The 26682-nt window shown below is 58.5% G+C and carries 22 protein-coding genes; 17 read left to right on the top strand and 5 right to left on the bottom strand.

Features of this window, described 5'->3' with window-relative positions; translation table 11 throughout:
* The first annotated feature begins 7 nt into the window (after positions 1–7).
* The 3 genes from moaC (at position 8) to VRY85_RS02765 (ending at position 1222) form a co-directional block, all read left to right on the top strand.
* Complete coding sequence (gene moaC / locus VRY85_RS02775; RefSeq protein ID WP_414597075.1) at positions 8–538, top strand: cyclic pyranopterin monophosphate synthase MoaC; 531 nt, start codon at positions 8–10, stop codon at positions 536–538.
* Positions 539–637: 99 nt separating this feature from the next.
* A complete protein-coding gene (locus VRY85_RS02770) occupies positions 638–820 on the top strand; it encodes a type II toxin-antitoxin system HicA family toxin (RefSeq protein WP_414597074.1) in 183 nt (60 codons plus the stop codon).
* Positions 821–829: 9 nt separating this feature from the next.
* On the top strand, positions 830–1222 hold the full coding sequence (locus tag VRY85_RS02765; RefSeq protein WP_414597073.1) for a type II toxin-antitoxin system HicB family antitoxin: 393 nt from the start codon (positions 830–832) through the stop codon (positions 1220–1222).
* An 8-nt stretch (positions 1223–1230) separates the two neighbouring features.
* Here VRY85_RS02765 and pabB read toward each other — a convergent pair whose 3' ends face one another.
* The gene (pabB, locus tag VRY85_RS02760) at positions 1231–2715 is read right to left on the bottom strand and encodes an aminodeoxychorismate synthase component I (RefSeq protein ID WP_414597072.1); all 1485 of its coding nucleotides are present in this window, start codon (positions 2713–2715) and stop codon (positions 1231–1233) included.
* A 240-nt stretch (positions 2716–2955) separates the two neighbouring features.
* Between pabB and VRY85_RS02755 the strand changes: the two genes are divergently transcribed.
* The 4 genes from VRY85_RS02755 (at position 2956) to VRY85_RS02740 (ending at position 8142) form a co-directional block, all read left to right on the top strand.
* A complete protein-coding gene (locus VRY85_RS02755; RefSeq protein WP_414597071.1) occupies positions 2956–4017 on the top strand; it encodes an AraC family transcriptional regulator in 1062 nt (353 codons plus the stop codon).
* 73 nt (positions 4018–4090) lie between these two features.
* Positions 4091–5284 carry a lipid-transfer protein gene (locus VRY85_RS02750; RefSeq protein ID WP_414597070.1) on the top strand — a complete coding sequence of 398 codons (1194 nt, stop codon included), beginning with the start codon at positions 4091–4093 and terminating at the stop codon, positions 5282–5284.
* A 75-nt stretch (positions 5285–5359) separates the two neighbouring features.
* Positions 5360–7048 carry a long-chain-fatty-acid--CoA ligase gene (locus tag VRY85_RS02745; protein WP_414597069.1) on the top strand — a complete coding sequence of 563 codons (1689 nt, stop codon included), beginning with the start codon at positions 5360–5362 and terminating at the stop codon, positions 7046–7048.
* 116 nt (positions 7049–7164) lie between these two features.
* Entirely contained in the window at positions 7165–8142 is a 978-nt protein-coding gene (locus tag VRY85_RS02740; protein ID WP_414597068.1) for a Bug family tripartite tricarboxylate transporter substrate binding protein, read from the top strand.
* Here the strand turns inward: VRY85_RS02740 and VRY85_RS02735 are convergent.
* A complete protein-coding gene (locus VRY85_RS02735) occupies positions 8139–9110 on the bottom strand; it encodes a mechanosensitive ion channel family protein (protein WP_414597067.1) in 972 nt (323 codons plus the stop codon). The two genes, VRY85_RS02740 and VRY85_RS02735, sit on opposite strands and share 4 nt — an antisense overlap.
* Positions 9111–9205: 95 nt before the next feature.
* Entirely contained in the window at positions 9206–10234 is a 1029-nt protein-coding gene (locus VRY85_RS02730) for a LacI family DNA-binding transcriptional regulator (protein ID WP_414597066.1), read from the bottom strand.
* Between the two features lie 259 nt (positions 10235–10493).
* Between VRY85_RS02730 and VRY85_RS02725 the strand changes: the two genes are divergently transcribed.
* The 10 genes from VRY85_RS02725 to VRY85_RS02680 all read left to right on the top strand — a co-directional run bounded on the left by VRY85_RS02725 (position 10494) and on the right by VRY85_RS02680 (position 22749).
* Positions 10494–11672 carry an ABC transporter substrate-binding protein gene (locus VRY85_RS02725; protein ID WP_414597245.1) on the top strand — a complete coding sequence of 393 codons (1179 nt, stop codon included), beginning with the start codon at positions 10494–10496 and terminating at the stop codon, positions 11670–11672.
* 67 nt (positions 11673–11739) lie between these two features.
* Positions 11740–12612 carry a branched-chain amino acid ABC transporter permease gene (locus tag VRY85_RS02720; protein WP_414597065.1) on the top strand — a complete coding sequence of 291 codons (873 nt, stop codon included), beginning with the start codon at positions 11740–11742 and terminating at the stop codon, positions 12610–12612.
* Positions 12613–12627: 15 nt separating this feature from the next.
* A complete protein-coding gene (locus tag VRY85_RS02715; RefSeq protein ID WP_414597064.1) occupies positions 12628–14412 on the top strand; it encodes a branched-chain amino acid ABC transporter ATP-binding protein/permease in 1785 nt (594 codons plus the stop codon).
* On the top strand, positions 14396–15100 hold the full coding sequence (locus VRY85_RS02710; RefSeq protein WP_414597063.1) for an ABC transporter ATP-binding protein: 705 nt from the start codon (positions 14396–14398) through the stop codon (positions 15098–15100). The genes VRY85_RS02715 and VRY85_RS02710 overlap by 17 nt, the downstream gene beginning before the upstream one ends.
* Before the next feature lie 11 nt (positions 15101–15111).
* Positions 15112–16167 (top strand): alcohol dehydrogenase, encoded by a 1056-nt coding sequence (locus VRY85_RS02705; protein WP_414597062.1) that lies wholly within the window; start codon positions 15112–15114, stop codon positions 16165–16167.
* 19 nt (positions 16168–16186) lie between these two features.
* The gene (locus VRY85_RS02700) at positions 16187–16960 is read left to right on the top strand and encodes an SDR family oxidoreductase (RefSeq protein WP_414597061.1); all 774 of its coding nucleotides are present in this window, start codon (positions 16187–16189) and stop codon (positions 16958–16960) included.
* A 243-nt stretch (positions 16961–17203) separates the two neighbouring features.
* Positions 17204–18019, top strand: coding sequence for a shikimate dehydrogenase family protein (locus tag VRY85_RS02695; protein WP_414597060.1), 816 nt, complete (start codon positions 17204–17206; stop codon positions 18017–18019).
* A 21-nt stretch (positions 18020–18040) separates the two neighbouring features.
* On the top strand, positions 18041–19672 hold the full coding sequence (locus tag VRY85_RS02690) for a GMC family oxidoreductase (RefSeq protein WP_414597059.1): 1632 nt from the start codon (positions 18041–18043) through the stop codon (positions 19670–19672).
* Between the two features lie 153 nt (positions 19673–19825).
* Entirely contained in the window at positions 19826–20803 is a 978-nt protein-coding gene (locus VRY85_RS02685; RefSeq protein WP_414597058.1) for a Bug family tripartite tricarboxylate transporter substrate binding protein, read from the top strand.
* A gap of 278 nt (positions 20804–21081) precedes the next feature.
* Complete coding sequence (locus VRY85_RS02680; RefSeq protein ID WP_414597057.1) at positions 21082–22749, top strand: methyl-accepting chemotaxis protein; 1668 nt, start codon at positions 21082–21084, stop codon at positions 22747–22749.
* A 158-nt stretch (positions 22750–22907) separates the two neighbouring features.
* Here VRY85_RS02680 and VRY85_RS02675 read toward each other — a convergent pair whose 3' ends face one another.
* Both VRY85_RS02675 and VRY85_RS02670 read right to left on the bottom strand, forming a co-directional pair.
* Positions 22908–25133 (bottom strand): S8 family peptidase, encoded by a 2226-nt coding sequence (locus VRY85_RS02675; RefSeq protein WP_414597056.1) that lies wholly within the window; start codon positions 25131–25133, stop codon positions 22908–22910.
* A 3-nt stretch (positions 25134–25136) separates the two neighbouring features.
* A complete protein-coding gene (locus tag VRY85_RS02670) occupies positions 25137–26297 on the bottom strand; it encodes an AAA family ATPase (RefSeq protein ID WP_414597055.1) in 1161 nt (386 codons plus the stop codon).
* Positions 26298–26682 lie beyond the last annotated feature (385 nt).

Raw genomic sequence — 26682 nt, 5'->3', positions numbered from 1 at the left:
AGTTAACATGACTTCGCAGCCGAACTCTCAGCCTGAGCCGCAGCAGCCATCGCCCCAAGGCGAATCCCTGACCCATTTCGATGCCCAGGGCCAGGCCTGGATGGTGGATGTCGGCGGCAAGGCCCCCACTCATCGAAAAGCCATTGCGCAAGGCAGCATCCAGCTCTCTCCTGCCGCGTTCAATGCCCTGCGAAACCCCGATGGCGCCAGCCCCAAAGGCGATGTGCTGGGCGTGGCCCGCATTGCCGCGATTCAAGGCGCCAAACAAACGTCGGCACTGATACCCCTGTGCCACCCTTTGCCGCTCACCCATGTCAGCGTTGAATTCAAACTCGACGCCCAACGCCATACTGTCACCATTGAAGTATGCGCCGAAACCTTCGGCAAGACAGGGGTGGAAATGGAAGCCCTCACCGCCGCCTCCGTCGGCCTGCTCACCATCTACGACATGCTGAAAGCCATCGACAAAGGCATGGTGATTGAATCAGTACAACTCCTGCGCAAAGAAGGCGGCAAAAGCGGCGTCTGGGAGCGCTGAATAATCGTTCTCCAAAGACCTGCCTAGGCTGTTGCGCAGTCTCCTAGATGAAGTTCTACGATCTTGAATATTGCTTTTCCTGTGTGTATAGTACACATTATGAACAGCAAAGACCTGATCAAGCGATTGGAACAGGCAGGATGGCAATTGCGAAATGTAAAAGGTTCGCACCACGTCTATCGTCATCCGACGCGTCCTGGCCATATCAGCGTGCCGCATCCCAAAAAAGATTTAGGTATTGGGCTGGTGAACAAGCTGCTTGGTCAAGCTGGGATTAAGTAAGGAGATCAAATGAAATACCCCATTGTTATCGAGCCCGGCTCTGACACGACTGCGTGGGGCGTTGTCGTGCCCGATCTCCCCGGTTGTTTTTCTGCTGCCGACGAGGGGATTGATCAGGCCATAGAAAATGCCAAGGAAGCGATTGCTCTTTGGATTGAGGAAGCCATAAGCAGTGGTGAAACTATTCCCAAGCCTTCCAGCATCACCGATCTGCAAAAAACCGGCGAATACGAAGGCTGGATCTGGGCCATTGCCGAGGTCGATCCGGCACTTATTGATGACACGACGGAGCGCGTGAATATCACGCTGCCCCGACGCATTCTCGCTTTGCTCGACCAAAGGGCGAAGTCAGCAGGGGAAACCCGGTCTGGTTACATCGCCCAAATGACGCTGACGCACTAAGCTCGCGACTACCGGTGAACGTCGCCCTGCAGCGCGTTCAACAGCACTTGCACTTTATCCAGGGATTCCTGGTATTCGTCTTCCCAATTTGAATCCATGACAATGCCACCGCCCGCCCAGCAGCTGATGCGGCCGTTGCGGGCGAGCATGCTGCGGATGGTGATGGAACTGTCCATATTGCCGCGGGTGTCGATATAAAGCAGGGAGCCGCAGTACAGGCTGCGGCGGTGGGGTTCGAGCTCGTCGATAATCTGCATGGCGCGGATTTTGGGCGCGCCGGTAATGGAGCCGCCGGGGAAGCTGCCGGCCAGCAGGTCGAAGGCGTCCAGGCCCGGGGCGAGTTCCGCTTCCACACTGCTCACCAGGTGATGCACGTTTGGGTAGCTTTCCAGGCTGAACAGTTCCGGCACCCGCACCGAACCCACGCGGCTGGAGCGGCCAATATCGTTACGCAGCAAATCCACAATCATCAGGTTTTCAGCGCGGTCTTTGGCGCTGGCGCACAGCGCTTGGGCCAGCGCCTGGTCTTGCGTCGGGTCGCTGCTGCGCGGGCGTGTGCCTTTAATCGGGCGGGCTTCGATCCGCCCTTCTTGCAGGCGGATGAAGCGTTCGGGCGACAGGCTGAGAATGGCGTTATCGCCCCCCAGGTTCAGGTAGCCCGCAAAAGGAGTGGCGCAGGCCCGGCGCAGCGCCCGGTAGGCCGCCCAGGGGTCGCCCCGATAGTCGGCCTGGAAACGCTGGGTGTAATTCACCTGGTAGCAATCACCCGCCCGGATATAGGCGTGAATCCGCTCAATGGCCTGCCGGTAGGTGTTGCGGCTGATGGTGGGCTGAAAGTCGCCCAGCAGTGTGAACGGTGCAGCTTCCACTTCAGTGCGAGCCACAGACTGAAAGCCTACTGGCACCGCCGCCCCATCCAAGCGCGAGCTCGAGCCTGAACCGGAATCCAAACCTGAACCTAAATCAGAGCCCAATCCCGAGTCGTGCACCGCCCCTTGCGGCGCCTCAAACAACGCCACCAATTGCCGGCGCTTTTCGGCGGGGCAGGCCGGATGGAAAACCAGATAGCTGGCGCGGGCCAGATGGTCGCTCGTTAACGACCAGTCGTACAAACCCAGGTGGGCATCAGGCAGCTGTAAGTCGTCCACCGCACCGTCAGCTTGGGTATACGCTTCCAGGCGGCGGCCAAAGTCATAGGCCAGATAGCCCAGCAGGCCGCCTGCGAAGGGCAGCTCAACGCCCGATGCAAAGCCCGCCGGGGCCAAAGCCGCCATACGACTTCGCACGCGCTCAAAAAAAGCCGTGCCCGGCTCACCCGCCTGCGGCCCAAACGTTTCCAGTGGCCATGCGCTCAGAATATCGAAGCGACCCCGGTCGGCCACCGGGCGCCCGCTGTCCAGCAAGACGGCGCCGGGCCGGCTGTGAATACGCGCAAAATAAGCGTCGGGGTCTGCCTGATACGGCAGCGGGTGAAGGTCGCAAAGGGCAAGCATGGGTGGGTTCAGTGCCAGTGGCCGTATTCCGAGGGCATATCGTAGCAGCGATTCACGCCCTGGCATTGCGGGCTGAACAACTGTCTGGGTCCCCCAACTGTCAGGGCCGCCCGACTGTCACATTCTGCCGCTTGTAATGCTCGGGTGTTACCATGGCAGGCAGTCAAACACTGTAACACTCTCGCTATGCAACGCATGGCTGCTGGTGGGTTGCAGCCGTTTTCTTGCAGGCAAGTTCTCATGTCATATGAATCCAACTCGCCCATCATTCAGCACACCATATCCATTCATCAGGTCATACAGATCGTGAGTGGAATCGAGGATCGCGCCCAGCGCGAAGCCTTGCTGACACGGGCCGGCATCAGCCCCGCCTTGCTGAGGTCGGATCTGGCGCGGGTCACACAGCGGCAGTTTGCGCGGCTCATGCGGCTGATGGTGCGCGGCCGGCGCGACGAACTTTGGGGCTTGTGCTCGCAACCTGTACCCTTGGGAACGCTGGCCACCGCCTGTCGTTTCATGGCCACCCAGCCGTTTTTGGGGCAGGCCTTACGCCATGGCCTGCGCTACTACCACGCTTTGCTGCCGGATTTCGCACCCCGCTTGCAAGTCAGTAACGGCGTAGCCTATGTGCGCCTGTCACCACGCGGTTCGCTGAAGAACCCTCAACACTATGGGGCGCGCGCTTTTGTATTCCTTGGGTATGGGGTGATGTGCTGGCTGGTGGCGCGGCGTATTCCTGTTTCGGAAGTGGTTTACCAGTCGAGTTTCAAAGTGCCGCGTAGCGAAGCGTCGCAGTTGTTTCAAGCGCCCATTCGCCTGGAAAACGACGATTGCGGCCTGCGTTTCGACGCCAAATGGCTGGATTTACCCATTGTGCAAAACAGCCAGAGCGTGGAAGAATTTCTTAAGCAGGTGCCGGAATGCCTGCTGTTGCGCTACCGGGATCAGGCCAGTTCCACAGAAAGAATCCGCCGGGTGTTAAGGCGTTATCTATCAGAAGAGATGCCGACTCTGGAAGAGGTCAGCCGCATGCTGGCCACCACGCCGCAAACCCTGCGCCGCCGCCTGCGGCGAGAAGGCTATGGCTACCAACAGGTGAAAGACGCCTTGCGCCGCGACGTTGCTGTCGAGTACCTGGTGCGGTCTGAGTTATCGTTGGCAGAAATTGCCAGTAAGGTGGGCTTTTCAGAAGCCAGTACGTTCCATCGCGCCTTCAAAGCCTGGACGGGGTTATCGCCCGGCGCCTATCGAGACGCACACCAAGTCCCCAACCCAGGTGTCACTTTTTGCCACTCAGATTGAATTGATTAGCGATTGGTTATGCACGGGCAGCGTCCGATACTGACTAGCAAATAAATACAGTCAGGAGTGAGACATGTCTGCCAGTGAGCGCCCCGTTCATGTGGTCGGGGTGGGGATGATTCCCTTCACCAAGCCGGGAACCAGCGATGCCTACCCAGTCATGGGCGCCCAGGCCGCCCAGCTGGCGCTGGACGACGCGGGCCTGGGTTATTCCCTGGTGGAACAGGCTTACGCAGGCTATGTCTACGGCGACTCCACGGCCGGGCAAGCCGCCCTGTACGGGGTGGGCCTGAGCGGCATTCCCGTTTTCAACGTCAACAATAACTGCTCCACAGGCTCCAGCGCCTTGTTCCTGGCGCGCCAGGCGGTGGCCGGCGGCCTGGTGGAATGCGCGCTCGCGGTGGGTTTCGAACAAATGGTGCCCGGCGCGCTGAAAAGCACGTACGACGACCGCCCCTCGCCCATGCAGCGCTTCATTGATAGCATGGAGAAAACGCAAGGCTTCGACCCCGCCGCACCGCGCGCGGCGCAGTTCTTCGGTGGAGCCGGGCAAGATTACATCAAGCAGTACGGCATCCGTGCCGACACCTTCGGTCGCATTTCGGTTAAGGCGCGTCAGCATGCCGCCCGGAACCCTTTGGCCGTGTTCCGTAACAAACTCACGCTGGATGAAGTCATGGCTTCGCCCACCGTGTTCGGGCCCATTACCCGCTACCAGTGCTGCCCGCCCACCTGTGGCGCAGCGGCGGCCATCGTCTGCTCACCGGCCTTCGCCAAAAAGCACGGGCTGGATACCCGCGTCATCATTGCCGCCCAAGCCATGACCACCGACACCGCCGGCACCTTCGATTCCGGTGATATGCGCAAGTTGGTGGGCTACGACATCACAGTTGCCGCCGCCACTCAGGTTTACGAAACGGCCGGCATTGGCCCCGAAGACTTAGATGTCGTTGAACTGCACGACTGCTTCAGCGTTAATGAGCTCATCACCTACGAAGCCCTGGGCCTGACGCCGCCAGGCACTGCCGAGCAATTCATTCTGGATGGCGACAACACCTATGGCGGGCGTATCGTCACCAACCCATCGGGCGGGCTGCTTTCCAAAGGTCACCCGCTGGGGGCAACCGGCTTGGCCCAATGCTATGAGCTGGTATCGCAGCTGCGCGGCACCGCAGACCAACGCCAGGTAGAAGGCGCGCGGCTGGCCCTGCAGCACAACCTCGGGTTGGGCGGGGCCTGTGTCGTCACGCTTTACCAGCGGGTATGAAACCAGCCTGCGGCAACGCGGGCAGCATTTGAAGTAATAAAAGTTGTAATGGAGACAACAACCATGGTGCAACCCATGCGGAAGAACCAATTCTGGCCGAAAGGCGTCCCTGAGGAACTGCGCGTTCCCCAGGTCACGCTGAACCACTACCTGTTGACGGCTGCGCAGCGCTACCCCAATAAGCCTGCTCTGATTTTCTGCCAACGCGAAATCAGCTATGCCGAACTGCACAACAGCGTGGAAGCCATGGCCGCATGGCTGCAGCAAGAGCTTGGCGTGCAGCGCGGGGATCGTGTCCTGCTAATGAGCCAGAACAGCCCCGAATTCGTGATGGCATATTTCGCCACCTTGCGCGCGGGGGCGGCCATCGTGCCGGTCAACCCCATGTCTACCTTGTTGGAAGTCCAATACTACGCAGAAGACAGCGGTGCCCGCGTGGCGTTTGTGGCGCAAGACTTGTTGCCGCATGTACAGCCCTTGCTGAAAAGCGCAGGCGGCGCCCACCTGGAGTCGCTGATTACTTACGGGTATACAGCGGGGCTGACACCCGAAGGCATTCAAGACCTTCCCGAAGCCATGCGCTGCGCCACTGAACCGGCTTCCCACCCTGACATCTACGCTTTCGCACAAGCGCTGGCCTGGCAGGGCGCGGTTCAGGAAACCGGGGTTGGCCCGGATGACCTGGCGGTTCTGCCTTATACCTCTGGCACCACCGGCCACCCCAAAGGGTGTTACCACAGCCATTCCACCATGCTGGCGTCTAATCTGGCCTCGCAGGTCTGGCGGGGGTTGAATGTCGATTCCGTGTTCCTCGCGGTGGCGCCGTTATTCCATATGCTGGGCATGCAAAACGGTATGAACATGCCGCTCACCCTGGGCGCCACCATCGTGCTGATGCCCCGTTGGAATGCGGCCCAAGCCGTCGAACTGGTGGAACGCTGTCGCGTCACCGCCTGGACAGCCCCGCCCGCCATGGTGCTGGAATTCTTCGCCCAGCCCAGTGCGCAAACCCGCGACCTCTCCAGCCTGGCCATGCTGTCGGGCGGCGGGGCTGCCATGCCAGAAAGCGTGGCGGCCATGCTCGCCGAGCGTTTCGGCCTGAGCTACAACGAAGCCTATGGGCTGACCGAAACCGCAGCCTTTCTCCACGCCAACCCCATGCACCGGGGCAAACGCCAGTGCCTGGGCATACCCACCCAAAGCGTGGAATCGCGCATTATCGACCCGGCCACCTTGCAGGAACTGCCCCAAGGGGAAGTCGGAGAACTGGTCACACGCGGCCCCCAAGTCATGAAAGCGTACTGGCGCAACGAGGCAGCAACACGCGCCGCCTTCATTGAGCTGGACGGTAAACAATTCTTTCGCACCGGCGACCTTGCCCTGGTAGATGAAGAAGGCTATTTCTTCATGCGCGACCGCCTCAAGCGCATGATTAACGTTTCTGGGTACAAAGTGTGGCCCGCCGAAGTCGAGGCCATGATGTACGAACACCCCGCCGTTTATGAAGCCTGCATCATTGGTAAGCCCGATGCCAAACGGGGTGAATCGGTGGTGGCCTTGGTCGTGCTGAACCCGTCTCATGAAGGCGAAGTCAGCGAGCAGGACATCATCGATTGGGCCCGCGAGCGCATGGCCGTCTACAAGGCGCCGCGAGAAGTGCGCTTTGTGAAGGAATTGGCGAAATCCGGCACGGGGAAAATCATGTGGCGCGAACTGCAGGAACAGGAAAACAAACGGAGTACGGAATCGAGCGCCACGGCTTGATTCTTTGGGTATTGATACCCGGATACACGGGCGGATAACAGGGTAGGACAAGCCCGGATGCTGCAGAGGTACTGAAGAATCTTGTTATTACACGCTATAAACCAAAGGAGACAACAATGTTGAAACTCGTACGCCGTACAGCCGCCCTTTTAGGTTGTGCAGCCATGCTGAGCGCCGCTCCCGCCATCGCGCAGGACGCCGCCGCCAACTACCCGGACAAACCCATCCGCCTGATCGTGCCTTACCCCGCAGGCGGCGCCACCGACATTCTGGCGCGCATGATGGCGCAGAAATTCCAGGAAGAGTGGAAGCAGCCCATGATTGTTGAAAACCGCTCGGGTGCGGGCGGCACCATTGGCGCCAACCAGGTGGCCAAGGCTGAACCCGATGGCTATACCGTGTTGTTTTCCATCACGGCCATGGTTCAGCAGATTTCCCTCATGAACCTGCCTTACGACCCGTTGAAGGATTTCATCCCTCTCACGCAAGTTGCAGTCAGTACCAGCGTGCTGGCCGTGCCTCAGAGCATTCCGGCCAACACCCTGCCTGAACTGATTGCATACGTGAAGAGCGAGCCCGGCAACCATACTTACGGCACCTATGGCGCAGGCACATCGTCGCACTTGCAGGGCGCGTTGCTGAACCTGCAAGCCGGTACCGAACTGACCCACGTTCCCTACCAGGGCGCCGCGCCACTGATGACCGCCATGATGGGCGACCAGCTCACCGCCACGTTCTTTGACGCCGGTTCGTCGCGCCAGCACCTGCCCAAGTTCAAGCTGCTGGCTGTTACCGGCCCCGAACGCCTTTCCTGGCTGCCCGACGTGCCCACCCTGAAAGAACTGGGCATGCATTCGTTCGAACCGCGTGGCTGGTTTGCCTTGTTCATGCCCAAGGGCACGCCCGAAGCCATTGCCGACAAGTTCACCGCCCAAGCGCAGGAAATCCTGAAAATGCCGGACGTACGTGAAAAGATCGAATCCATGGGCCTGATTCCCGGTGGCATGCCGCGCGCAGAGTTCGGCCCCTTCCTGGAAGCCGAAGCCAAGGTCTATGCCGATATTATTCGCGACACCAACATCACGCTGAACTAGTCATTGCTTCTAACGACTTTGTCTTCGCCCACCACCAGCCTGACACGCTCTATGGTGGGCAGGGCATCGTGCTCACGCAGGGTGCTGTCGATGGCGGCCAGCATGGCGTCGCGGCATTCCAGGTCGAAGGCGAAGTTCGACACCCAATACTTAAGGGTGTAGGTAATGCCCTCGGCGCCATAGCTGGTGGCGCGCACAATGGGCTTTTGCGTGGCCACCATGCCGGGGTTCTCAAACGCTATCTGGGCGGCTTCTTTTAGCAGGGCTTTGGCCTGGGTAACAGGAATGCGGTGGCGCAGGGTGATTTGCACACTGGCTTGGTAGTGCTTTCTGGGGGCGCTGTAATTGGTCAGCATCTGCCGCGAAATCTGGCTGTTGGGCAGAATCATGTAGGTGTCGTCCGCCGTAAGAATACGGGTAGTGCGCCAGCCGATTTCCGTGACACGGCCGGTGGTGACCGAATCGAACTCCACCCAGTCGCCGATACGGAACGGGGCTTCCAACCCCAAGGCAATGCCAGCCAGTACGTCGGCCAGCACGTTGCGGATGGCAAACCCCAGAATAGCGATAATCAGGCCGGAACTGGCCAGCACGCCGCCCGACGACTTGCCGATCAGCAGCCCGATCGACAACATGGTGGCAATGGTGAACAGCGTGACCGATACCAGCTCGCTCAGAAGGCGAGGCACTTTGCGCCGCCCCGCCGCCTTGCCCTTGCGAGTCACAATGGCCCGGAAGGTATGGCCCAGCAACCAGCCAAAGGAATAGAAAACCGCCACTGCCGCAATATTGCGCACGCTGTCGTCTTCCAGCCCCGGCAGCACCGCGCTGATCTGCGGGTAGAACACATACAGCAGCACTGCCACCACGCTGGCGGCGATCGGCCACGGAGAAAACCCCCGGCGCTTGCGCCGCCCGGCTTCCGCTTCAGTCTTCTGGCTGCGTTTTTTTCCGGTTTGTGTGGTCATTGCTATTAAATGGCTGCTTTACAGCAAACATTATGCAGCACGTGCGGGGGGAGGTGGGGGGATGGCGGGAAGGCTATATAAGTTAGTGGTAAGGCTCATGGTTGAGGGTCGATGCGGCCTAAGCTGTCTCGCAATAAAAGCGTGTGGGGCAGCGGGGTCGCTGGAGGCGGCTCGCGGCCTTCTATCAGGTCGATGATGCGCTTTGCAGCCAAACGGCCGATTTCGTGCGCGGGCAGGCCGACAGTCGCCAAGGAAGGTTGCATGAGTTTTCCTTCTTCAATGCCGTCAAAGCCCAGAATGGAGACGTCCCGGGGGATACTCAGCCCCATTTTACGTGCTTCGTATAAAGCGCCAATCGCTTGCAGATCCGTGCCGAAAACGATAGCCGTGGGTTTGTCTTCGAGGCTCCACAAATGGCGGAACCCGTCACGCCCCCCCTGATAGGAAAACGCGGCTTCAATCAGCCATTTATCAGGAACTGTCAGCCCCTGTTCGGCCATGGCGGCCAATACGCCGTTGCGCCTGCCGCGTGCGCGTTCGTTCCGCGCAATGTCGCCGCCGCAAATCGCAATACGACGGTGGCCGTATTCCAGCACTTTCTGGCCCAAATCAAACGCAGCCTGAAAGTTGGAAATCCCCACGCAATGGGGGTAAGAAGAATCATCTGTGGACCATGTCAGCACATGCGGAAGTTTCCATCGTTCCAGCAGGCTGAATATTGCCTCGCTATGGTCTGTTCCGACCATGATCAGCCCGTCGATACCGCGTTCCAGCGTGGCCTGGGTGACGGCCAATTCGTCGTCAAGATGGTATTCGTGGCTGGCAATCAGCAGCTGATAGCCATGCCCCCAGAGGGTTTGCTGAAGTGAGTGGGTTGAATGCGCAAAAATCGGGTTGTTCAGGGTGGGGTAGATGGCGCCAATGGTGTGAGTGCGGCGTGATGCCAGCGCCCGCGCCGTGCCGTCGCGGATATAGCCAAGTTGTATGATGGCCTGCTGCACTTTGTCTAAGGTGCTGGGCTTGACCTGATCAGGAACAGACAATGCCCTTGACGCGCTGCCCAACGACACGCCGGCAAGGCGCGCGACGTCTGCCAGCGTGGGGCGCCGCTTGTTTTTTTGCATTGGGTGTCTCCCTTTTTTCCCTGATTGACATGCTTATACGGCCATTGTAATAATGCAATAGCAAAATATGAAGCGCTTCAAGTTCATGTTAGGGAAAACATAGGAACTTCAAAATTCCTCCCAATCCATTTTTTTTGTTCCAAATATGAAGCGCTTCAAATATGAATCCATCGTGGAGCGGGCGACGCAGTAAAGCGAAAGCGTTGCCTTCAATAAGGAGACTGTTGTGCAGAAAAAATTCCGTTTAAACAAAATCGCCATGACGGCGGCTTTTGCCTTGAGCCTTGCTGCAGGCAACGCAGTAGCCGATATCAAGATGGGGGCGCTATACCCCTTTAGTGGCGCACTCGCTCAGTTGGGAGACGAAAGCTTTCGCGGGCTTGAGCTGGCAGTAGAAGAGCGTAACGCCAAGGGCGGCGTATTGGGCGAGCAGATTCGCCTGGTCAAGGCTGACGCCGTTGATGCCAACCAAGCAGTAGGTGAAGCGCGTAGACTGACGTCGGTGGAAGATGTTGCTGTTGTGTTCGGCACGTTTTCATCAGCCCTTTCGTATGCAGGCTCACAAGTGACGGAATTGGCTGGCGTGCCGTTCTTCGAGCTGGGCGCCATTTCCGACAGCATCACCGACCGCGGCTACAAGAACGTATATCGCAGTAACTCCACGGCCAAGAACTTTGCCTATGCCATGGTCGACACGGTGAGCGATGTTATCGCTCCCGAGCTTGGTGTTGACCCGAAATCGTTGAACCTGGCCATCATTCATGAGGATGGCCTGTATGGCAAGACTGTGGCCGAATTCCAGACTGAACGCGCCAAGGAACTGGGCCTGAATGTAGTCGAGACGCTTCCGTATTCAGCCAAGGCAGTGGATCTCTCGGCCCTGATTCTGCGTCTGCGCGGCGCCAAGGTTGATGTCGTGCTGCAAACGTCCTACCAGAACGACACCATTCTGTTCTTCCGTCAGGCCAAGTCGGCGGGCTTCAAACCCAAGGCCATGATTGGCGCGGGTGGCGGCTACTCCCTGGCTGATACCGCCAAGGCGCTGGGCAAGGATATCGAGGGCGCATTCAATATTGACTTCCCGCAGTTCCTCACCAACGAGAAGGGCGCGCCGGGCTTGGGGGCTTTCGTAGAGGCCTACAAAGAACGCTATGGCATGGAACCTCGTTCGGGCCATAGCCTGGTGAACTATGTTGGTGCCCATGCTTTCCTCGACATTATCGAAGATGCCGGCTCAACCGATGGCGACAAAGTACGCGAGGCTGTCATGGCCTACAAGCGCCCGGTGGGTTCCACCGCCACGGGCTGGGGCTTCGACTTTGCGGAAAACGGCCAGAACCAGGCTGTGACCACAACCCTGATGCAGTGGCAGGATGGCAAGCTGGTCACCGTATGGCCTGAGGCCGCCGCTGTCGCCAAGCCCATCGTCAATAAGTAAGTCTCTCACTCTCGGCAAAGGGGGCGCTCAGAGCCGTATCCCCTTTGCCGTCTGATGGAATCACATCATGGATATTCTGATTCAGCTGATCGTGAATGGTCTGCTGCTAGGCGGCGCCTACGCCATTATCAGTATCGGCTTGACACTGATTTTTGGCGTCGTCCGAGTAGTGAACTTCGCGCATGGCGAGCTTTTAATGGTTGCGATGTATGGCACTTACCTGCTTGCCAGCAACTTCGGGTGGCACCCTTATGTGTCCGTTGTCCCCATAGCGTTGATTCTGTTCGGCCTGGGCGCTTTAATGCAGCGCGCCATCATCCAGCCTTTGCTGGAAGCGGACGGACATATCCAGATCTTTGCAACCGTAGGTGTCTCCACGGCGCTGATGAACCTCGCATTGCTGGTTTTTGGTGCAGACGTATTCGGCACTTCCGTCGAGCTGGGCACCAGCACCTGGCTGATTGGGCCGGTCGCGGTGGGCAGCGGCCAGTTCTACACGCTGATGGTTGCGGTGCTGCTGGTGCTGGGCATGCACTGGTTCTTGCAACATACCTATACCGGCAGGGCATTTCGCGCGGTTGCACAAAACCGTGATGCAGCGGCTCTGATGGGCGTGAATGTGCCCTTTATCTACATTCTTTGCTTCGCTCTGGGCGCTGCGTTCGTCGGCGTGGCGGGCGCCATGTTGTCACCGCAATACCCGGTGTTTCCGACAATCGGTACCTATTTTGTGCTGACCGCCTTCGTCATTGTCGTGCTGGGCGGCATGGGCAGCCTGGTGGGTGCGTTCTTCGGCTCCATGCTGATCGGCCTGGTGGATAGCCTGGCGGGCTACTACATCGCCCCCGATCTGAAGGAAGTCGTGTACTTCGCCATCTTTATTCTCATTCTGGCGTTTCGTCCCACCGGCCTGTTTGGCTTGGGTCGGGGTTCTGAATAAAACGAGGGGATCACAGTGTTTCCAGATATTCGACAGCCCCGCGTCTACGTTGGCCTGATCGCGCTTTCCTTATTGCTGCTGATACCCATCAGCATGCAATCGGCCTTCGTCTACCACTTGTTTGTGCTCATCTGCATCTATGGCGCACTTTCGACCGCATGGAACATCGTCGGGGGCTATGCGGGCCAGCTTTCGCTAGGCCATGCAGTGTTCTATGGAATAGGTAGCTACGCAGCCACGCTGCTGGTCATCAATTTCGGTATCTCACCCTGGATCGGCATGTTTCTGGGGGCGGCGATCTCCGCCGTGGTGGCAGTCATGATTGCCTACCCCACTTTCCGCTTGCGTGGGCCTTTCTTTGCCCTTGCAACGATTGCCGTGCTGGAAGTGGTGAAACTGCTTGTCGTACACCAGTCTGACTGGACGGGCGGAGCAGCGGGCCTGAGCGTACCGCTGAATATTGGCCTCAAGTGGATGATCTTCCGTGAAAAATGGGCTTATCTGCTGCTGGCCTTCGGTATGTTGCTCATCACTTTGTGGGCGGCCTGGAAGATCCGGCATTCTCGCCTGGGCTTCTACCTGGTGGCGGTGCGCGAGCGCGAGTTTGCCGCGCCTGCCGTAGGTATCGACACCGTGCGGGTCAAGCTGTGGGCAGCGGTGATATCCGCCGTGCTGACCAGCATGGTGGGCAGTTTCCATGCCATGTACCTGACGTTTATTGAACCCGGTGCGGCATTCTCGCTTGAGCTGTCGATCCAAGTTGCAATGTTCGCGCTGATTGGCGGGCTGGGCAGCGTAGCAGGGCCGCTGGCGGGCACGGTGCTGGTTGTACCGGTGGCCGAATTGGTGCGCGGCTGGCTGGGCAGCTTTGGCAGCGGCATGCATGGCTTCATCTACGGGATCATTCTGGTTGTTGTCGTGCTGACCATGCCGCGTGGCATCGTTGGGCAGTTTGGTGAGCGCGTCAAGAAATGGGTGGATCGCCTGCCGGGTTATCGTGAGTCGCCCGTGGCGGCAGCGGCGACCCCTGTCGCCGAGAGCAAAGCGGAAAAAGGTCAGCCGATTCTGGAAGCCCGCAACCTCAACAAGCATTTTGGCGGGTTGCATGCCACCAACGAGGTTTCCCTGACCTTGCACGAAGGTGAAATCCTGGGGGTGATCGGCCCCAATGGAGCAGGCAAGACCACGGTTTTCAACCAGCTATCGGGGTTCATCAACCCGGATAGCGGCTCGATCAGGGTGCGCACGGCCGGTGGAGAATGGGTTGAGCCTAAAACTCCGCGGGAATTTGCCATGGTCGGGGTGGGGCGCACCTTCCAGATCGCCCAGCCATTTTCAGGCCTGAGCGTACTTGAAAACATTATGCTGGGCGCATTCATGCACACCTCCAATAGCCGCGAAGCGGAAGCGATTGCGCGGCAGGTGGCGGAGCTGACTGAACTGACAGCCAGCCTTGATACCGAGGCTCGAAGCCTGACGATAGGTGGCCTGAAAAGGCTGGAAATGGCGCGTGCCCTGGCTACCCGCCCGCGCATTCTGTTGTTGGATGAAGTCATGGCCGGGCTCAACCCTGCCGATGTCGAGCGCGCCATACGTATTGTGCGTCGCATACGCGATACCGGGGTGTCGGTCTTGTTCATTGAGCACTTAATGCAGGCAACCATGGCCCTTTCTGACAAAGTCATGGTCATCAACGTTGGTGCAGTCCTCATGGAAGGCACGCCGCAAGAAGTCGTGAACGATCCGCGAGTCATCGAAGCCTATCTCGGCAAGGAGTACCTGAATGCTATCCATTCGTGACCTTTACGCCGGCTACGGCAAGAGCGAAGTATTGCAAGGTGTGGGGCTTGAAGTCCCAGAGGGCAAAGTGGTCACGCTCATAGGTGCCAATGGTGCAGGCAAGACAACCACCTTGCGCACCATTTGCGGGCAGGTGCGGGCGACGAGCGGCACTATCGAGTTCGAAGGACACGACCTCAGTCGCCTCAAACCCCACGAAATTGTCGATCGCGGAGTGACCATGGTGCCCGAAGGGCGCCAACTGTTTCCCTTTCTGTCGGTGCGCGACAACTTGCTGATGGGCGCCTACAAGCGCAGCGCCCGCGCCGAAGTTGACCGGCGCCTTGAACACGTGCTGGAAATCTTCCCCAGAGTCAGTGAGCGCCTGCATCAGTTCGCAGGTTCGCTTTCTGGTGGCGAACAGCAAATGGTGGCGATTGCTCGTGGCATGATGGCCGCCCCACGCCTGCTCATGTTCGACGAGCCCTCCTTGGGGCTGTCGCCTTTGCTGGTGGAACAGATGTTTGACGTCGTGCGCACCGTGGCACGGGAAGGTATCACCGTTTTGCTGGTCGAACAGAATGTCTACCACACGCTGAAGCTGGCCGATTACGGCTATGTGCTGGAGAACGGACGCATTGTTCTCTCGGGTACAGGGGCCGAGCTTTTGGATAACCCACACGTTCGCAAGGCTTACCTGGGACATTGAAGGAGCACATTATGCGTAGCATGCAAGTTCGAGAATTTGGGGGGCCGCTTGTTGAAACCGTTGCTGACACCCCCCAGCCCCAAGGTCATGAAGTTCTCTTGCGGGTGCAGGCTGCAGGCGTCTGCCACACCGACCTTCACCTCTGGCACGGCGGTTACGACCTTGGCGGAGGCCGCACGCTTTCACTGCAGGAACGCGGCATCAAGCTACCTTTGGTCATGGGCCACGAAACCGTGGGGGTGGTGGTGGCCGTGGGCGATAAAGTCAGTGGGGTGCAAGTCGGCGACGTTCGTCTGGTGTACCCGTGGCTGGGTTGCGGGCAGTGTGAGGCCTGCAGTCGCGGCCAGGAAAACTATTGCCTGACCCCCGATACGGTGGGCATCAATCGCCCTGGCGGTTATGCCGACCATGTTCTGGTGCCGCACGAACGCAGTTTGGTCCCCCTACGTGGGCTGGATCCCGTGCGTGCAGCGCCTCTGGCCTGCTCGGGCCTGACCTGTTATTCGGCCCTGAAGAAATTCGGTATTGAGCGCCTGCAACAGCAGACGCTGGTCGTGTTTGGCGCAGGCGGCTTGGGCCTAATGTGCCTGAAACTGCTGCAAGGGCTTGGAGGCCGGGGTGCCGTTGTCATAGAGCCGAATGCTGAGCGGGCGCAAGCCGCGCTCGAGGCCGGCGCCCTTGCTGTGGTGAACCCGCAAGCGTCAGATGCAATCGATCAGGTGCGAGCCGCTGTCGGCGGCCCGGTCCATGCAGTGCTCGACCTGGTCGGTAATGAGCAGACCGCCGGCTTGAGTTTCGACCTTCTCACCAAGGGCGGGCACTTGGTCACCATTGGCTTGTTTGGCGGGGCCGCTAACTGGCCTTTGCCACTGCTGGCCATCAAGGCGCTCACCATACAAGGCGGCTATGTCGGATCGTTGCCCGAACTGCATGAGCTCGTGCAACTGGTGGCCGATAAACAGCTGGAACTGATCCCTGTCCACACCTGCGGCCTGAGTGCGCTAGGTCAGGCCTTGCGTTCCTTGGAAGAGGGCAAAGTCGTGGGCCGCATGGTCATGACCCCCTGAGGCGCGCGGAGAGAAGCAGATGGCACATCAGAACCGACATCAGAACCGGGTCGTGCTGGTTACCGGGGCCTCGGGTGGAATTGGCCGCGCTATTGCGTACCACTACGTGGCCGAAGGCGCGCGCGTAGGCCTGGTAGATGTGGATTTACAGCAGGGCGAGGCATTGGCCGAGGCCTTGCGCGACTCGGGTGGCGACGTCGTGTTTGCTCCCGCGGATGTGAGCAACTACAACGCCTGTCTGGCGGCGTGCGAATCCATCCAGGCCCAGCTTGGCGCGATTGACACCTTGATCAACAACGCCGGCATTTCCCCGAAACACAATGGTCGTCCGCACGGCATCCATGAAATGGATCCTGAAGAATGGAACCGCGTGGTGGGGGTGAACCTGAATGGCGCATTCAATATGGCGCGCGCCCTGACTCCTGGCATGATCAACCGCCAATTCGGGCGCATAGTTTCCATGTCGTCGGTGGCGGGTAAAGCCTATTTGGATATTGTCGCCGCCCATTACGCTGCCACCAAGGCCGCCATCATCGGTTTTACACGCCAATTGGCGGGTGAACTGGGGCCGCACGGCATCACGGTGAATGCGCTGGCCCCTGGCCGCATTGATACGCCGCTATTACGCACGGTGGCTGCAGAAGCCAATCAGGCCGTCATAGACGTTACAGCGCTGCGCCGCCTGGGAACACCGGAAGAGGTCGCCCAAGCCTGCGCTTGGCTGACTTCCCCAGATGCTGAATTCATCACCGGCCAAGTGGTGGACGTTGCGGGCGGCTGGCTGATGACCTGACCACGCGTCGATGCGCAAGCCTCGCTCTTCAGGGCGAGGTCAAGCGAGGCAGTCTCAAAATACGGCGCCGCAGGCGCCCCCGTATTGTGGCGGATGAGTCCGGACGGGGGAGAGTCATTGATGACTCTCCCCTGCCTGACGAATCGGAGCGGCCTGCATGCCGCGACGTGGACAAGCTCCGGCCGATACGACCGGAGTTCTTCACAGGCATTAGCCCAAGGTTTTTACAGGAGGCATTAAATAATGAAAGAGATCACAGGCGCCACCCGTGTGTTCGGTATTGTGGCGGACCCGGTTGCGCAAGTGCGTACGCCCCAGGTGCTGAACGCCTACTTTGAACAGGAAGGGCTGGATGCAGTTCTGGTGCCTCTGCATGTTGCGAAAGACGGGCTGGAAGCGGCATTCAAAGCCTTTCGCCACCTCCGCAACCTGGGCGGTTTCATCGTAACCGTGCCCCATAAGGCGGATATCCTGAAGTTGTGCGACGAAGTGTCCGATGCTGCCCGCGCGATCGGAGCGGCCAACGCCGTACGTCGGGAAGCCGATGGCCGCCTGGTGGCGGATATGTTCGATGGTCGCGGTTTTGTCGAAGGCCTGAAGGCGGAAGGGCACAGCCCGGCGGGCAAATCCGTGCTGCTATTAGGGGCCGGTGGCGCCGCCGCGGCGATCGCCCATGCTCTGGCGCTGGCAGGCGTAGGGCGCCTGTCGATTGCCAATCGGACCCGTTCCAAAGCACAGGAAATCGTAGAGCGCGTACAGGCTGCTGTGCCGGGTGCCAATGTCCAGGCGGCAGATGCCGACCCCCGTGGCTACGACATTGTGGTGAATGCGACATCGTTAGGCATGAAGGAAGGCGATGCTCTGCCGCTGGATGTCTCGCTGCTGTCACCAGCCAATCTGGTGGCAGAAATCATTATGAAGCCGGAAATGACCGCCTTATTGCAGGCGGCCCAAGAGCAAGGGTGCCGCATCCACCTGGGTCGCCACATGCTGGATCACCAAGTGCGGCTCATGGGGCGTTTCATGACAGGCCAACCGCTGGATGACAAACAGGCGTAATCACGCAGTCAGGAGAAAGCAGTGAGCAAGCAATCGGGCGATAAACAGCACTACGATTACGTGATTGTGGGAGGTGGGGCTGCTGGCTGCATACTCGCCGACCGTCTCACAGCGTCGGGGCGGCATAAGGTCTTGCTGCTGGAAGCCGGGGGCGAAGGCCGCCACCCTTGGATATCCATCCCTGCCGGCTTCAGCAAGCTGATGACCAATAAAACGTTTAACTGGGGCTTTGAAACCGAACCCGAGGAAAACACCTTGGATCGGCGTATTGCTGTGCCGCGCGGCAAAGGCCTGGGGGGCTCCACGCTGATCAACGGCATGATTTACGTGCGCGGTATCGCGCAGGATTACGACGGTTGGGCGGAACAAGGCGCAACCGGCTGGGCTTGGGGCGATGTCGAGCCTTATTTTCGTAAGCTGGAAAACTGGGCAGGCCCCCAGCAGACGCCAGGTCGGGGCACCCGGGGCAAGAGCGGCCCCATGCATGTTTGTGAAGTGAGCGAACGCTTTCCTATTTCCGAAGCATTTATTGAAGCAGCAACCCAGACGGGCCTGCCGCGCAACCCTGACTACAACGGGGGCGATCAGGAAGGGGTGGGCTACTACCAGGTGCTGCAAAAAGGCGGGCGCCGCTGGAGCGTGGTGAACGGCTATCTGGAGCGTGCCCGACAGCGCGGCAACTTTACGGTGCAGCTTGGAGCCCATGTGCAGCGCATCAACCTGACAGGCAAACGTTGCACAGGGGTTTCCTATCGCCTGCCTGATGGCTCGCAGCGTACCGTTCATGCGCGCGCCGAGGTCGTTCTCGCAGCAGGTGCAATCCAGACGCCCCAACTGCTGGAACTATCAGGCATTGGCAGGCCCAGCGTTCTACAGGCGGCAGGCATCCCTGTTATACATGCGCTGGACGGCGTGGGAGAAAACTATATCGACCACTTTTGCACCCGCATGAACTGGCGCGTAAAAGGCACCCGCACTTTGAATGAACTTAGCCGTGGCGTCAGCCTGATCAAGGCGGTTGCGCAATATGGCCTGACGCGAAAAGGGATTCTTTCCCTGGGAACCGGCCTGGCGTTCGGCTTCTTGAAAAGTCACCCTGAACTCGCCTTGGCTGATGTCCAGCTTTTCTTCGTGCATGCCAGCTACGCCAACGCGGCTGACCGGCGCCTGGACGTCGAGCCCGGCATGACCATCGGTGTTGCGCAACTGCGGCCGAAATCGCAAGGCAGCATCCATATACGTGGCAACACGGCAGAGGCGGGTCTGAGCATACGCCCTAACTTCCTGGCAGAACAGGAAGACCGCGACAGCCTCGTCGGCGGCATGATGGCGGTTCGCAAGATTGTTGAGCAACCAGCTTTGGCAAAGTACGTGGCGTACGAAATGTCGCCGGGGTCGAGCGTACAAACCCCAGAGCAGTGGCTTGAGTTTGCCCGGCAGAATGGCCAGACTATCTACCATCCCATAGGCACCTGCCGCATGGGGAACGACAGCAAGGCAGTCGTAAGCCCGGATCTCAAGCTAAAAGAGTTAGAAGGCTTGCGCATTGTGGACGCATCAGTCATGCCATCCATGGTGAGCGGTAACACGCAGGCTGCAGTCATGATGGTGGCGGAAAAAGGCGCCGATCTCATTCTGCAAGATGCCGCCTGATAAGGCGCCTCGGTACCACTCCCAGCCCCCTTGTAAATTTTTGAGATAATACACAGCTGTCATTCAAGGGGGCTTGTGAATAAGTCGAGCGGGTAACAGGTGCGGCGGCTTGGTCAAAGGTTCTCAAGTTTTCGTCATTTAAAGGGGTGCTCCATGAAGTCTTCCATCATTCGCAATCTAGCTGCGGTGGCCGCGGCTGTCGCGTTTTGCGCGCCGGTTGCCGCGCAGCAAAACAACCCGACCCGCATTGTTGTGCCGTTTGCCGCCGGCGGGCCGATTGATATCACTGCACGTGTGCTGGCGGAAGCTTTGCAAGACGACTTGGGCACTGTCATTGTTGATAACCGCCCCGGCGCGGGCGGCAATATTGGTTCGGCTTACGTGGCCAAGGCCGAACCTGATGGCAAGACGGTGGGCATTGCCACCCTGGCTTCGCATGCGGTGAACCCCTGGATCTTCAAAGACATGCCGTTCGACGCCGCTAAGGATTTCGAACCCATTTCGCTGATGGTTTACGTGCCCAACGTGCTGGTGGTAAACGCCGAGCGCGCAAAAGAGCTGAACATCAACAGCGTGCAAGACCTGATCGATTACAGCAAAGCCAACCCAGGTGTTCTTAACTACGGTTCCGGTGGTAACGGCAGCGGCGGCCACTTGGCCGGTGAACTGTTCCGTGGCCAGGCCGGTATCGACGTGGTGCACGTGCCCTACAGTGGCGGCGCACCCGCACAGTTGGCACTGATGAGCGGCGAAGTGCACTTCACCTTCGACAACCTGGCAACCGCTGCCCCGAATATCCGCGCCGGCAAACTGAAGGCGCTGGCTGTCACCACCGACGAGCGCAGCACGGTTCTGCCCGACCTGCCCACCATGAAAGAAGCAGGCATGGACGACTTCATGATCGCCACCTGGTGGGGCCTGGTAGCACCGGCCGGCACCCCTGCCGAAACCGTCGAGAAGCTCAACGCCGCGTTCGTGAAGGCCATGAAAAACCCGGCAGTACAAGAGCGCTTCCAAGGTCTACTGGTAGAAGCCACGCCCAGCACGCCGGAAGAGTTTGGCAAGCTGATGGCAGACGAGCGCGCCCGCTATAAAGATATTGTGGAAGCAGCAGGTGCCAAGGTCGACTAATAGGGAATAGACACCGTATTGGTATCAAGAGAGCGCGGTTGAGTTCACACCACCGCGCTTTTTTGTCTTCGCTTCATTTCAAAAAACAAACCTATTCTTATAATTCATTGGAACTGCCTGTTCTGACAATGGTTGATTTTTGAGTCCTGTCCTTACACTGCTTGCAGGAAAGGGTGCGTAATCAAAAAGGCGATGCACAAATTGTCACAATTCCCGTGCATCATCGCTGGTTTTCTAAATAGCTGCGCCTGCTAAGCGGCGGGCCGCACACATGGAAAATGGCCGACAATCAAAGCTATGTCCAGGGCGCTGGTGGTTACCCCACCCGCGATTTCCAGTTTCCCGCAGACGCCACGCTGCTCTCCGTAACGGATACCCAAAGCTATATCCGTTACGCCAACAATGCGTTCCTGACCACAGCCGGGTATACGCGCGACCAACTTCTGGGCCAGCCGCACAACATCGTGCGCCACCCCGACATGCCCCGGGAAGCCTTTGCCGACCTCTGGGCCACATTGCAGCGCGGCGACACCTGGACGGCGCTGGTAAAAAACCTGCGGGCCAATGGCGAACAACACTATTGGGTGCGCGCTAATGTCACCCCCATCCGCAGTGGCGGCGAAGTAGTGGGCTATTTGTCGGTGCGCACCCGCCCCGAACAAGCTGAAATCGACGCAGCGGAAGAACTCTACCGCGCCTTTCGTGAAGGCCGGGCGCAGAAAAAGTACGCATTCCACAAAGGGCTGGTGGTGCGCAAAGGGCTAGTGGGCTGGCTCAGCCGTCAGCGTCAAACCCTGAAAGTCGGCCATTGTGTGCGCCTAGCGTTACTGGGTGTGGGCGTAGCGGGAGCCGCGCCTATTATTGCGGGTGGCCTGCCTTGGTGGCTGGCCGCGGCACCCGTACTGGCCACGCTGGCGGCGGGTGCGTGGTTACAGGCGCGCATTGTGCGCCCTATGTCGGCGTTGTTGCAGCAGGCTACAGCGGTGGCTGCCGGCCATGTCGATACTCGCCTGCATGCCAACCGGGTCGATGAAATCGGCATGGCGGCGCGCGCCGTCAACCAGGCCGGGCTGAACCTGCGTTCCTTAATAGGCGACGTTGCCGCGCAAATTGAGGGCATGCAGAACAATAACGAACAAATCCTTTATAGCAACCACGAACTTAAGTACCGCACCGAGCAAACTGCCGATCAACTCCAGGAAACCACCCAGGCCGCGCAGCAAATGAGCGCCGCACTTGACCAAAGTGCGCAAATCACAGCCAAAGCCCATGAGCTGGCCGAGGGCGCCAGCGCCGCCGTAACACAAGGCGGCCAGGCTATCGCCCAGGTGGTGGAAACCATGAGGGACATCGCGCGCACGAACGAGCGCATTGCCGAAACCAACCGCCTGATCGACAGCATTGCCGCACAAACCAACCTGCTGGCACTCAACGCAGCCGTGGAAGCCGCTCGCGCTGGCCCCGCAGGCCGGGGCTTTGCAGTGGTCGCAAACGAAGTACGCGGCCTGGCCCAACGCAGCGCCGAAGCCGCCACGGAAATCCGCAACCTCGTGGACGAAAGCGTACAGAAAAGCCATATGGGCGCCCTGCAGGCCGAAGAAACCGGCAGCATCATGGCGGACATCGTGCAACGGGTGCATCAGGTAGACAGCCTGCTGTCTGACCTTGCCGGCACCGCCGACGAACAAAACGCCGGCGTCGGGCAGTTGAGCCAGTCAATCAGTGAAATCGACCGCATGACCCAAGAAAACGCCAAAGCCGTACAGCAGTTCGCCATGGCGGTGCAAGGCATTATTGGCCGTACGGATTTACTGGCTGAAGCGCTGCGGGTGTTTGAGAGTAATAAGCAGGCGCCTGAAACTGTCGCAGCACCCAGGCAAGTGCATGACGAGGCGCAACAAGCGGCGACGGCAGGGGGGTATCTGCGCAGACTGCCTGCGAACTGAGTTGGAATGAGCTTGGCTGCGCGGTTGTGAGTGTTTTCTGTTCGGCCAGGGGCTTTCAAATCAATTCATATTCCAAGCGCATCAAGAATTTCGTTGTAATGCCATGGTAGCCGTTTGGGTTTCCTAAATCCGTCCAGTGTTTTTGGATGAGGTCACTGTCAGGATCGAAGCCGTATGGGTAGCGATACTTGCGGCGTAATTGGCACGAGTGTTTCTGCGTAGGCTCGCAGAATATCGTTGTAAAGGTCAGCGTGCCTGGGCGCTTCGACAGAAATGATTAACGCGTAGCGAATTTTCTCGGCTCGTGCAGCCTTGCCGCCAGCTTCACGTGCGTTGTAGTGAATGTCAAAAACCGGGTTCTGGAGACTGCTGCCAAGGAATGTTTTGGCCCCGTGTAATACCGTTTCCCATTTTCCGCCATCCGCGCGCCGCTCGTGTTCGGTGGCGTACTGCTTCATGTCGAAGAAACTCTTGGTCTCGGCGTTTGCCTTGCCCTCCTTCACTTTATCGTCATGCGGTCGAAAAACAACTTCGAGCCCGGCCCGTGTATATGCGGCAGCATCTTGGGGGTCGGTGGGCGAGGCGTAGCAGAATGTGGCTTTCAAATGTACGTAGCCGCTTAATTTTTCTGGGGGGAGGGGAAGTGTTGCACGTAAATATTTGCCCGGTTTGAGTTCGCCTTGATAGACCACTCGGGCTACGCCGTCGGGACATGTGATGATACTCATGATGTCTTCTGGGACTTTGCCCCATCCGACGTCGAGTTTGTCATGTCCACCTGGATCTGCCGAGTGCACAAGCAACGCCTTGATCGCTAGCGGCGTCAAGTCGTTTCCTAGAATGGCGCGTATGCCGACAGCGCTACGCAATAGATAAGGTGCCGCGAAACTGGTGCCCAGTTGTGGGGCCAGCGTGCTGGCCCTGCCAGGGGTCAACACATGGAAATATTTTGCTGCGGGATTACCTCCAAATGCTATCAAGTCGGGCTTGACGACACCCGGGCTGCGCCCTGGCCCTCTGGCGCTATAAGCTGCTTTTTTCCAGTTCGGGTCCGTATGATCCGCAGCGCCCACAGCCAGAGCGTTCACGCTATCCGAGGGAACTTGCACACGATCGTAACGAAGCAGCCGATCACGTTCACCGTTGTTGCCAACGGCGACCGTCATCAAAGTATCACCGTCACTGAGCAGGTCGTCGATGACGGCGGTCCAAGCGTGTATCTCCTGATCTTCAATTGGCAGATCCGGACCGAGGCTAAGATTGATGAATTGGTAGGAGCGTGATAACAGCACAGTTTCAATGAGACCCAGTGTGCGGTATAGCTCCAGCGGATCTTCGGTATCAACGCCCTGATCTAAAACACGAAAATGATCGACGGGAGAGAACGGACGTGCCGCTGTGCCATTGGGCTCGATAGGGCCGAACAGGAAGGCGGAGGTCACGCCCAGGCCATGTTCCAAGCCGTCGGGGTCATCTGCGGCGTTTTCGTCAAGCTTGCGGTAGGATCGCAGCCACGGCCCGATGGCATGTCGCTCTGGCAGACCCCCATCAAGAATGGCGACTTTTGGTTCCAGTGATAATGGCGGTTCCGATGGAAGGGTGCAGTTCACCGATGGTCCGCCGCTTCGATGAAATGGACGAATCCCACGCAACTTGGGAACTGGGCGAATGACCCGCACAAAGACGAAACTGGCCAGTTTTTTGATGTCTGATCGTGCACCCTCGGCCGGAACAAACCACAGATTGCCCGCTACAAAGTCAAGCTTACTGTGCACTGTTACGTTCGCAGCTTCCGCAAATTCGATAAAGGCATTCTGTACCAACTCGGGATCTTCATCGGGCAGGAGATGTAAGCCAATCTCGAAAAATCGTTCTTTGGGGCGGCCAAGATCGATAATTCGCTCGGCGGGAGTGAATGCCGAAAACTGTTCGATATGGGTTAGATCTTCCGCTTCGTCCGAATCATCCTCGATCGTATTCGCCCAGCGCTCAAGGTTGCGGAAGGCGCGGCGTTTACCGGCGACGAAAATTTCGGTGGTGGCGCTTTCTTCTGGCGGGCCCTTCTTTGTCCACGCTTCGGGTGTGACCTTGACTGTCCGGCTGCCAACGGATTCTAGCCCCACAGCCCGAAGTAGGCGGGTGGGGAAGTAAGAGCGCGCGATGAAACTTGGATTCATCATCAGGCGCGCGACAGCAAAATCATCCGGGCAAGCTGTCGTGGATAGCGCATCCAATGCCTCGGCTGTGCGGCGGAATTGCGGAGCCAGGCGTTTTCGAGCCTGCTGTATTGTGTAGGCTTGGGCCTTACCGGGATGTCGCTTGGGGGCTTTTATATCGTGCGTTAATAATTCTCCGCGTCCGATCAGAAAATTGGTTTGACTCATGTCTCAACCCCTTTTTGATGTGATTTTCTTCTTTGCGTTCGCGATGGGAGTGCTGGTGTATTTTCTGATGGTGTCGCGGCTCACACCTGTAATATCGGATATGGCATGTTGGGAGAGACGTGTTTGTTGGGCCAACAACACCGCTAATTCGATTCTGTCTTGCCGGTCAAGTGCTATTGTCCGGGCCTTGATGAAGTCCTCCACGAGGCCCTTGTCTGACGCGGTGCCCAACGCCAGCGCTCGCCGGAATCGCTGAATATCGCGTTCGATGTCGCTGAAGGAATATCCTTGAAACGCAAAGGAAAGTATGTCGATCCATCGCGTGAAAAGGGCGTAGTCTGGTCCCAAAAAGCGTTTGACGGCTTCTTTTATGGCGGTTCGTTCTGGCAGATTGAAGTGTGCAACCAAGTCGAAGCGCCGCCACAGCGCGGGGTCTATCAACTCCGGGTGATTTGTCGCTGCCAATAGCACGCTGGTCGCCGGCCATTCGTCAACTTCTTGCAGGATAACCGTCACTAGGCGCTTGAGTTCGCCCACATCCGTGTCGTCGCTCCGACGTTTTGCGATCGCATCGATTTCGTCCAGTAGCAAGACACACGGCTCTCGTTTGGCAAAGTCGATCGCGGCGCGTAGATTACTGCCACTCTTGCCAAGTAGGCTGCTCATTACGGCGGTGAGATCAAGAACATATAAAGGAACTTGGAGCTGGGCGGCAAGCCAGCGAGCTGTTAACGTCTTGCCAACGCCGGGAGGGCCGACAAAGATCGCCGACCTGGTGGGAGTTAAGCCCAAGGAGGTCAGGCGTTTAATCTGTTGGTGTTCTTGAATGAGTTGTTCCAATGTTTCTTCAAGGCCCTGCGCCAATAAAGGTGCTTCACGGCCAGGGGCATCCTTGAGTACTTTCAGCAAGGATAGGCGCGACTCATCATCGACAGGAAGTCCCTGCTGAGAGGTCGGTGGCGGCGGCAGTTTGCGCAGAGGGGACGGGGCGCGTGAAGGCTTGGCCTTCAAATGCAAGTCCAGCTGTTCCGCAAGGACGGGTTCTTGGCTCCGATACTTGCGCACAAGGCGCGCAACGAACAGGCGAACATCCTCCGCTTGCCCGGCTATCGCAAGCTTAGCAAGCTGGGCTAAGTCATGAGAAGCTTCGCTTGTGTCGCCCATTCTGCTCATAATATATTGATAAATATAAGAAAATATTAGTTAAATTTCGGACTATAGGTATTTTACACCTTCTTTTTGTAGGGTGTCAGGCTGTGCGTTCTTAATGTGCAAGCTCGTTTCCCGACTCCACGTGTAGGCGCGAGCCATCCAAGTCACGTGGCACAACCGTGTCGTGGGCGTGATGACGATATGTTTCGTCACACGGCCCATCAGGGCTAAAGCGTTCCGCCACTTACACCGAATGAGCCGAGAGCGAGGTGCTGCCGTATGTGGTGGCGCTTCCATGTTCGCTCTTCAACGCACAATTCCAGTCTATCCTTTGGAAAGACCTCCGCCTTGTATTTGCGCATTGTCCCAAGCCGCAAAGGCAGCGGCACAGTGCCTC

It is taken from the genome of Achromobacter sp. F4_2707 (genome assembly GCF_047501535.1).
GTDB lineage: Bacteria > Pseudomonadota > Gammaproteobacteria > Burkholderiales > Burkholderiaceae_B > Yanghanlia.
Note: the sequence above shows the minus strand (reverse complement) of the source record. Positions and strands in the feature narration are given on the sequence as shown.

Bases quoted from the DNA above. Each gene is read 5' to 3' on its own strand.
- moaC (WP_414597075.1), top strand. From the start codon at position 8: ATGACTTCGCAGCCGAACTCTCAGCCTGAGCCGCAGCAGCCATCGCCC.
- VRY85_RS02770 (WP_414597074.1), top strand. From the start codon at position 638: ATGAACAGCAAAGACCTGATCAAGCGATTGGAACAGGCAGGATGGCAA.
- VRY85_RS02765 (WP_414597073.1), top strand. From the start codon at position 830: ATGAAATACCCCATTGTTATCGAGCCCGGCTCTGACACGACTGCGTGG.
- pabB (WP_414597072.1), bottom strand. From the start codon at position 2,715: ATGCTTGCCCTTTGCGACCTTCACCCGCTGCCGTATCAGGCAGACCCC.
- VRY85_RS02755 (WP_414597071.1), top strand. From the start codon at position 2,956: ATGTCATATGAATCCAACTCGCCCATCATTCAGCACACCATATCCATT.
- VRY85_RS02750 (WP_414597070.1), top strand. From the start codon at position 4,091: ATGTCTGCCAGTGAGCGCCCCGTTCATGTGGTCGGGGTGGGGATGATT.
- VRY85_RS02745 (WP_414597069.1), top strand. From the start codon at position 5,360: ATGCGGAAGAACCAATTCTGGCCGAAAGGCGTCCCTGAGGAACTGCGC.
- VRY85_RS02740 (WP_414597068.1), top strand. From the start codon at position 7,165: ATGTTGAAACTCGTACGCCGTACAGCCGCCCTTTTAGGTTGTGCAGCC.
- VRY85_RS02735 (WP_414597067.1), bottom strand. From the start codon at position 9,110: ATGACCACACAAACCGGAAAAAAACGCAGCCAGAAGACTGAAGCGGAA.
- VRY85_RS02730 (WP_414597066.1), bottom strand. From the start codon at position 10,234: ATGCAAAAAAACAAGCGGCGCCCCACGCTGGCAGACGTCGCGCGCCTT.
- VRY85_RS02725 (WP_414597245.1), top strand. From the start codon at position 10,494: ATGACGGCGGCTTTTGCCTTGAGCCTTGCTGCAGGCAACGCAGTAGCC.
- VRY85_RS02720 (WP_414597065.1), top strand. From the start codon at position 11,740: ATGGATATTCTGATTCAGCTGATCGTGAATGGTCTGCTGCTAGGCGGC.
- VRY85_RS02710 (WP_414597063.1), top strand. From the start codon at position 14,396: ATGCTATCCATTCGTGACCTTTACGCCGGCTACGGCAAGAGCGAAGTA.
- VRY85_RS02705 (WP_414597062.1), top strand. From the start codon at position 15,112: ATGCGTAGCATGCAAGTTCGAGAATTTGGGGGGCCGCTTGTTGAAACC.
- VRY85_RS02700 (WP_414597061.1), top strand. From the start codon at position 16,187: ATGGCACATCAGAACCGACATCAGAACCGGGTCGTGCTGGTTACCGGG.
- VRY85_RS02695 (WP_414597060.1), top strand. From the start codon at position 17,204: ATGAAAGAGATCACAGGCGCCACCCGTGTGTTCGGTATTGTGGCGGAC.
- VRY85_RS02685 (WP_414597058.1), top strand. From the start codon at position 19,826: ATGAAGTCTTCCATCATTCGCAATCTAGCTGCGGTGGCCGCGGCTGTC.
- VRY85_RS02680 (WP_414597057.1), top strand. From the start codon at position 21,082: ATGGCCGACAATCAAAGCTATGTCCAGGGCGCTGGTGGTTACCCCACC.
- VRY85_RS02675 (WP_414597056.1), bottom strand. From the start codon at position 25,133: ATGAGTCAAACCAATTTTCTGATCGGACGCGGAGAATTATTAACGCAC.
- VRY85_RS02670 (WP_414597055.1), bottom strand. From the start codon at position 26,297: ATGGGCGACACAAGCGAAGCTTCTCATGACTTAGCCCAGCTTGCTAAG.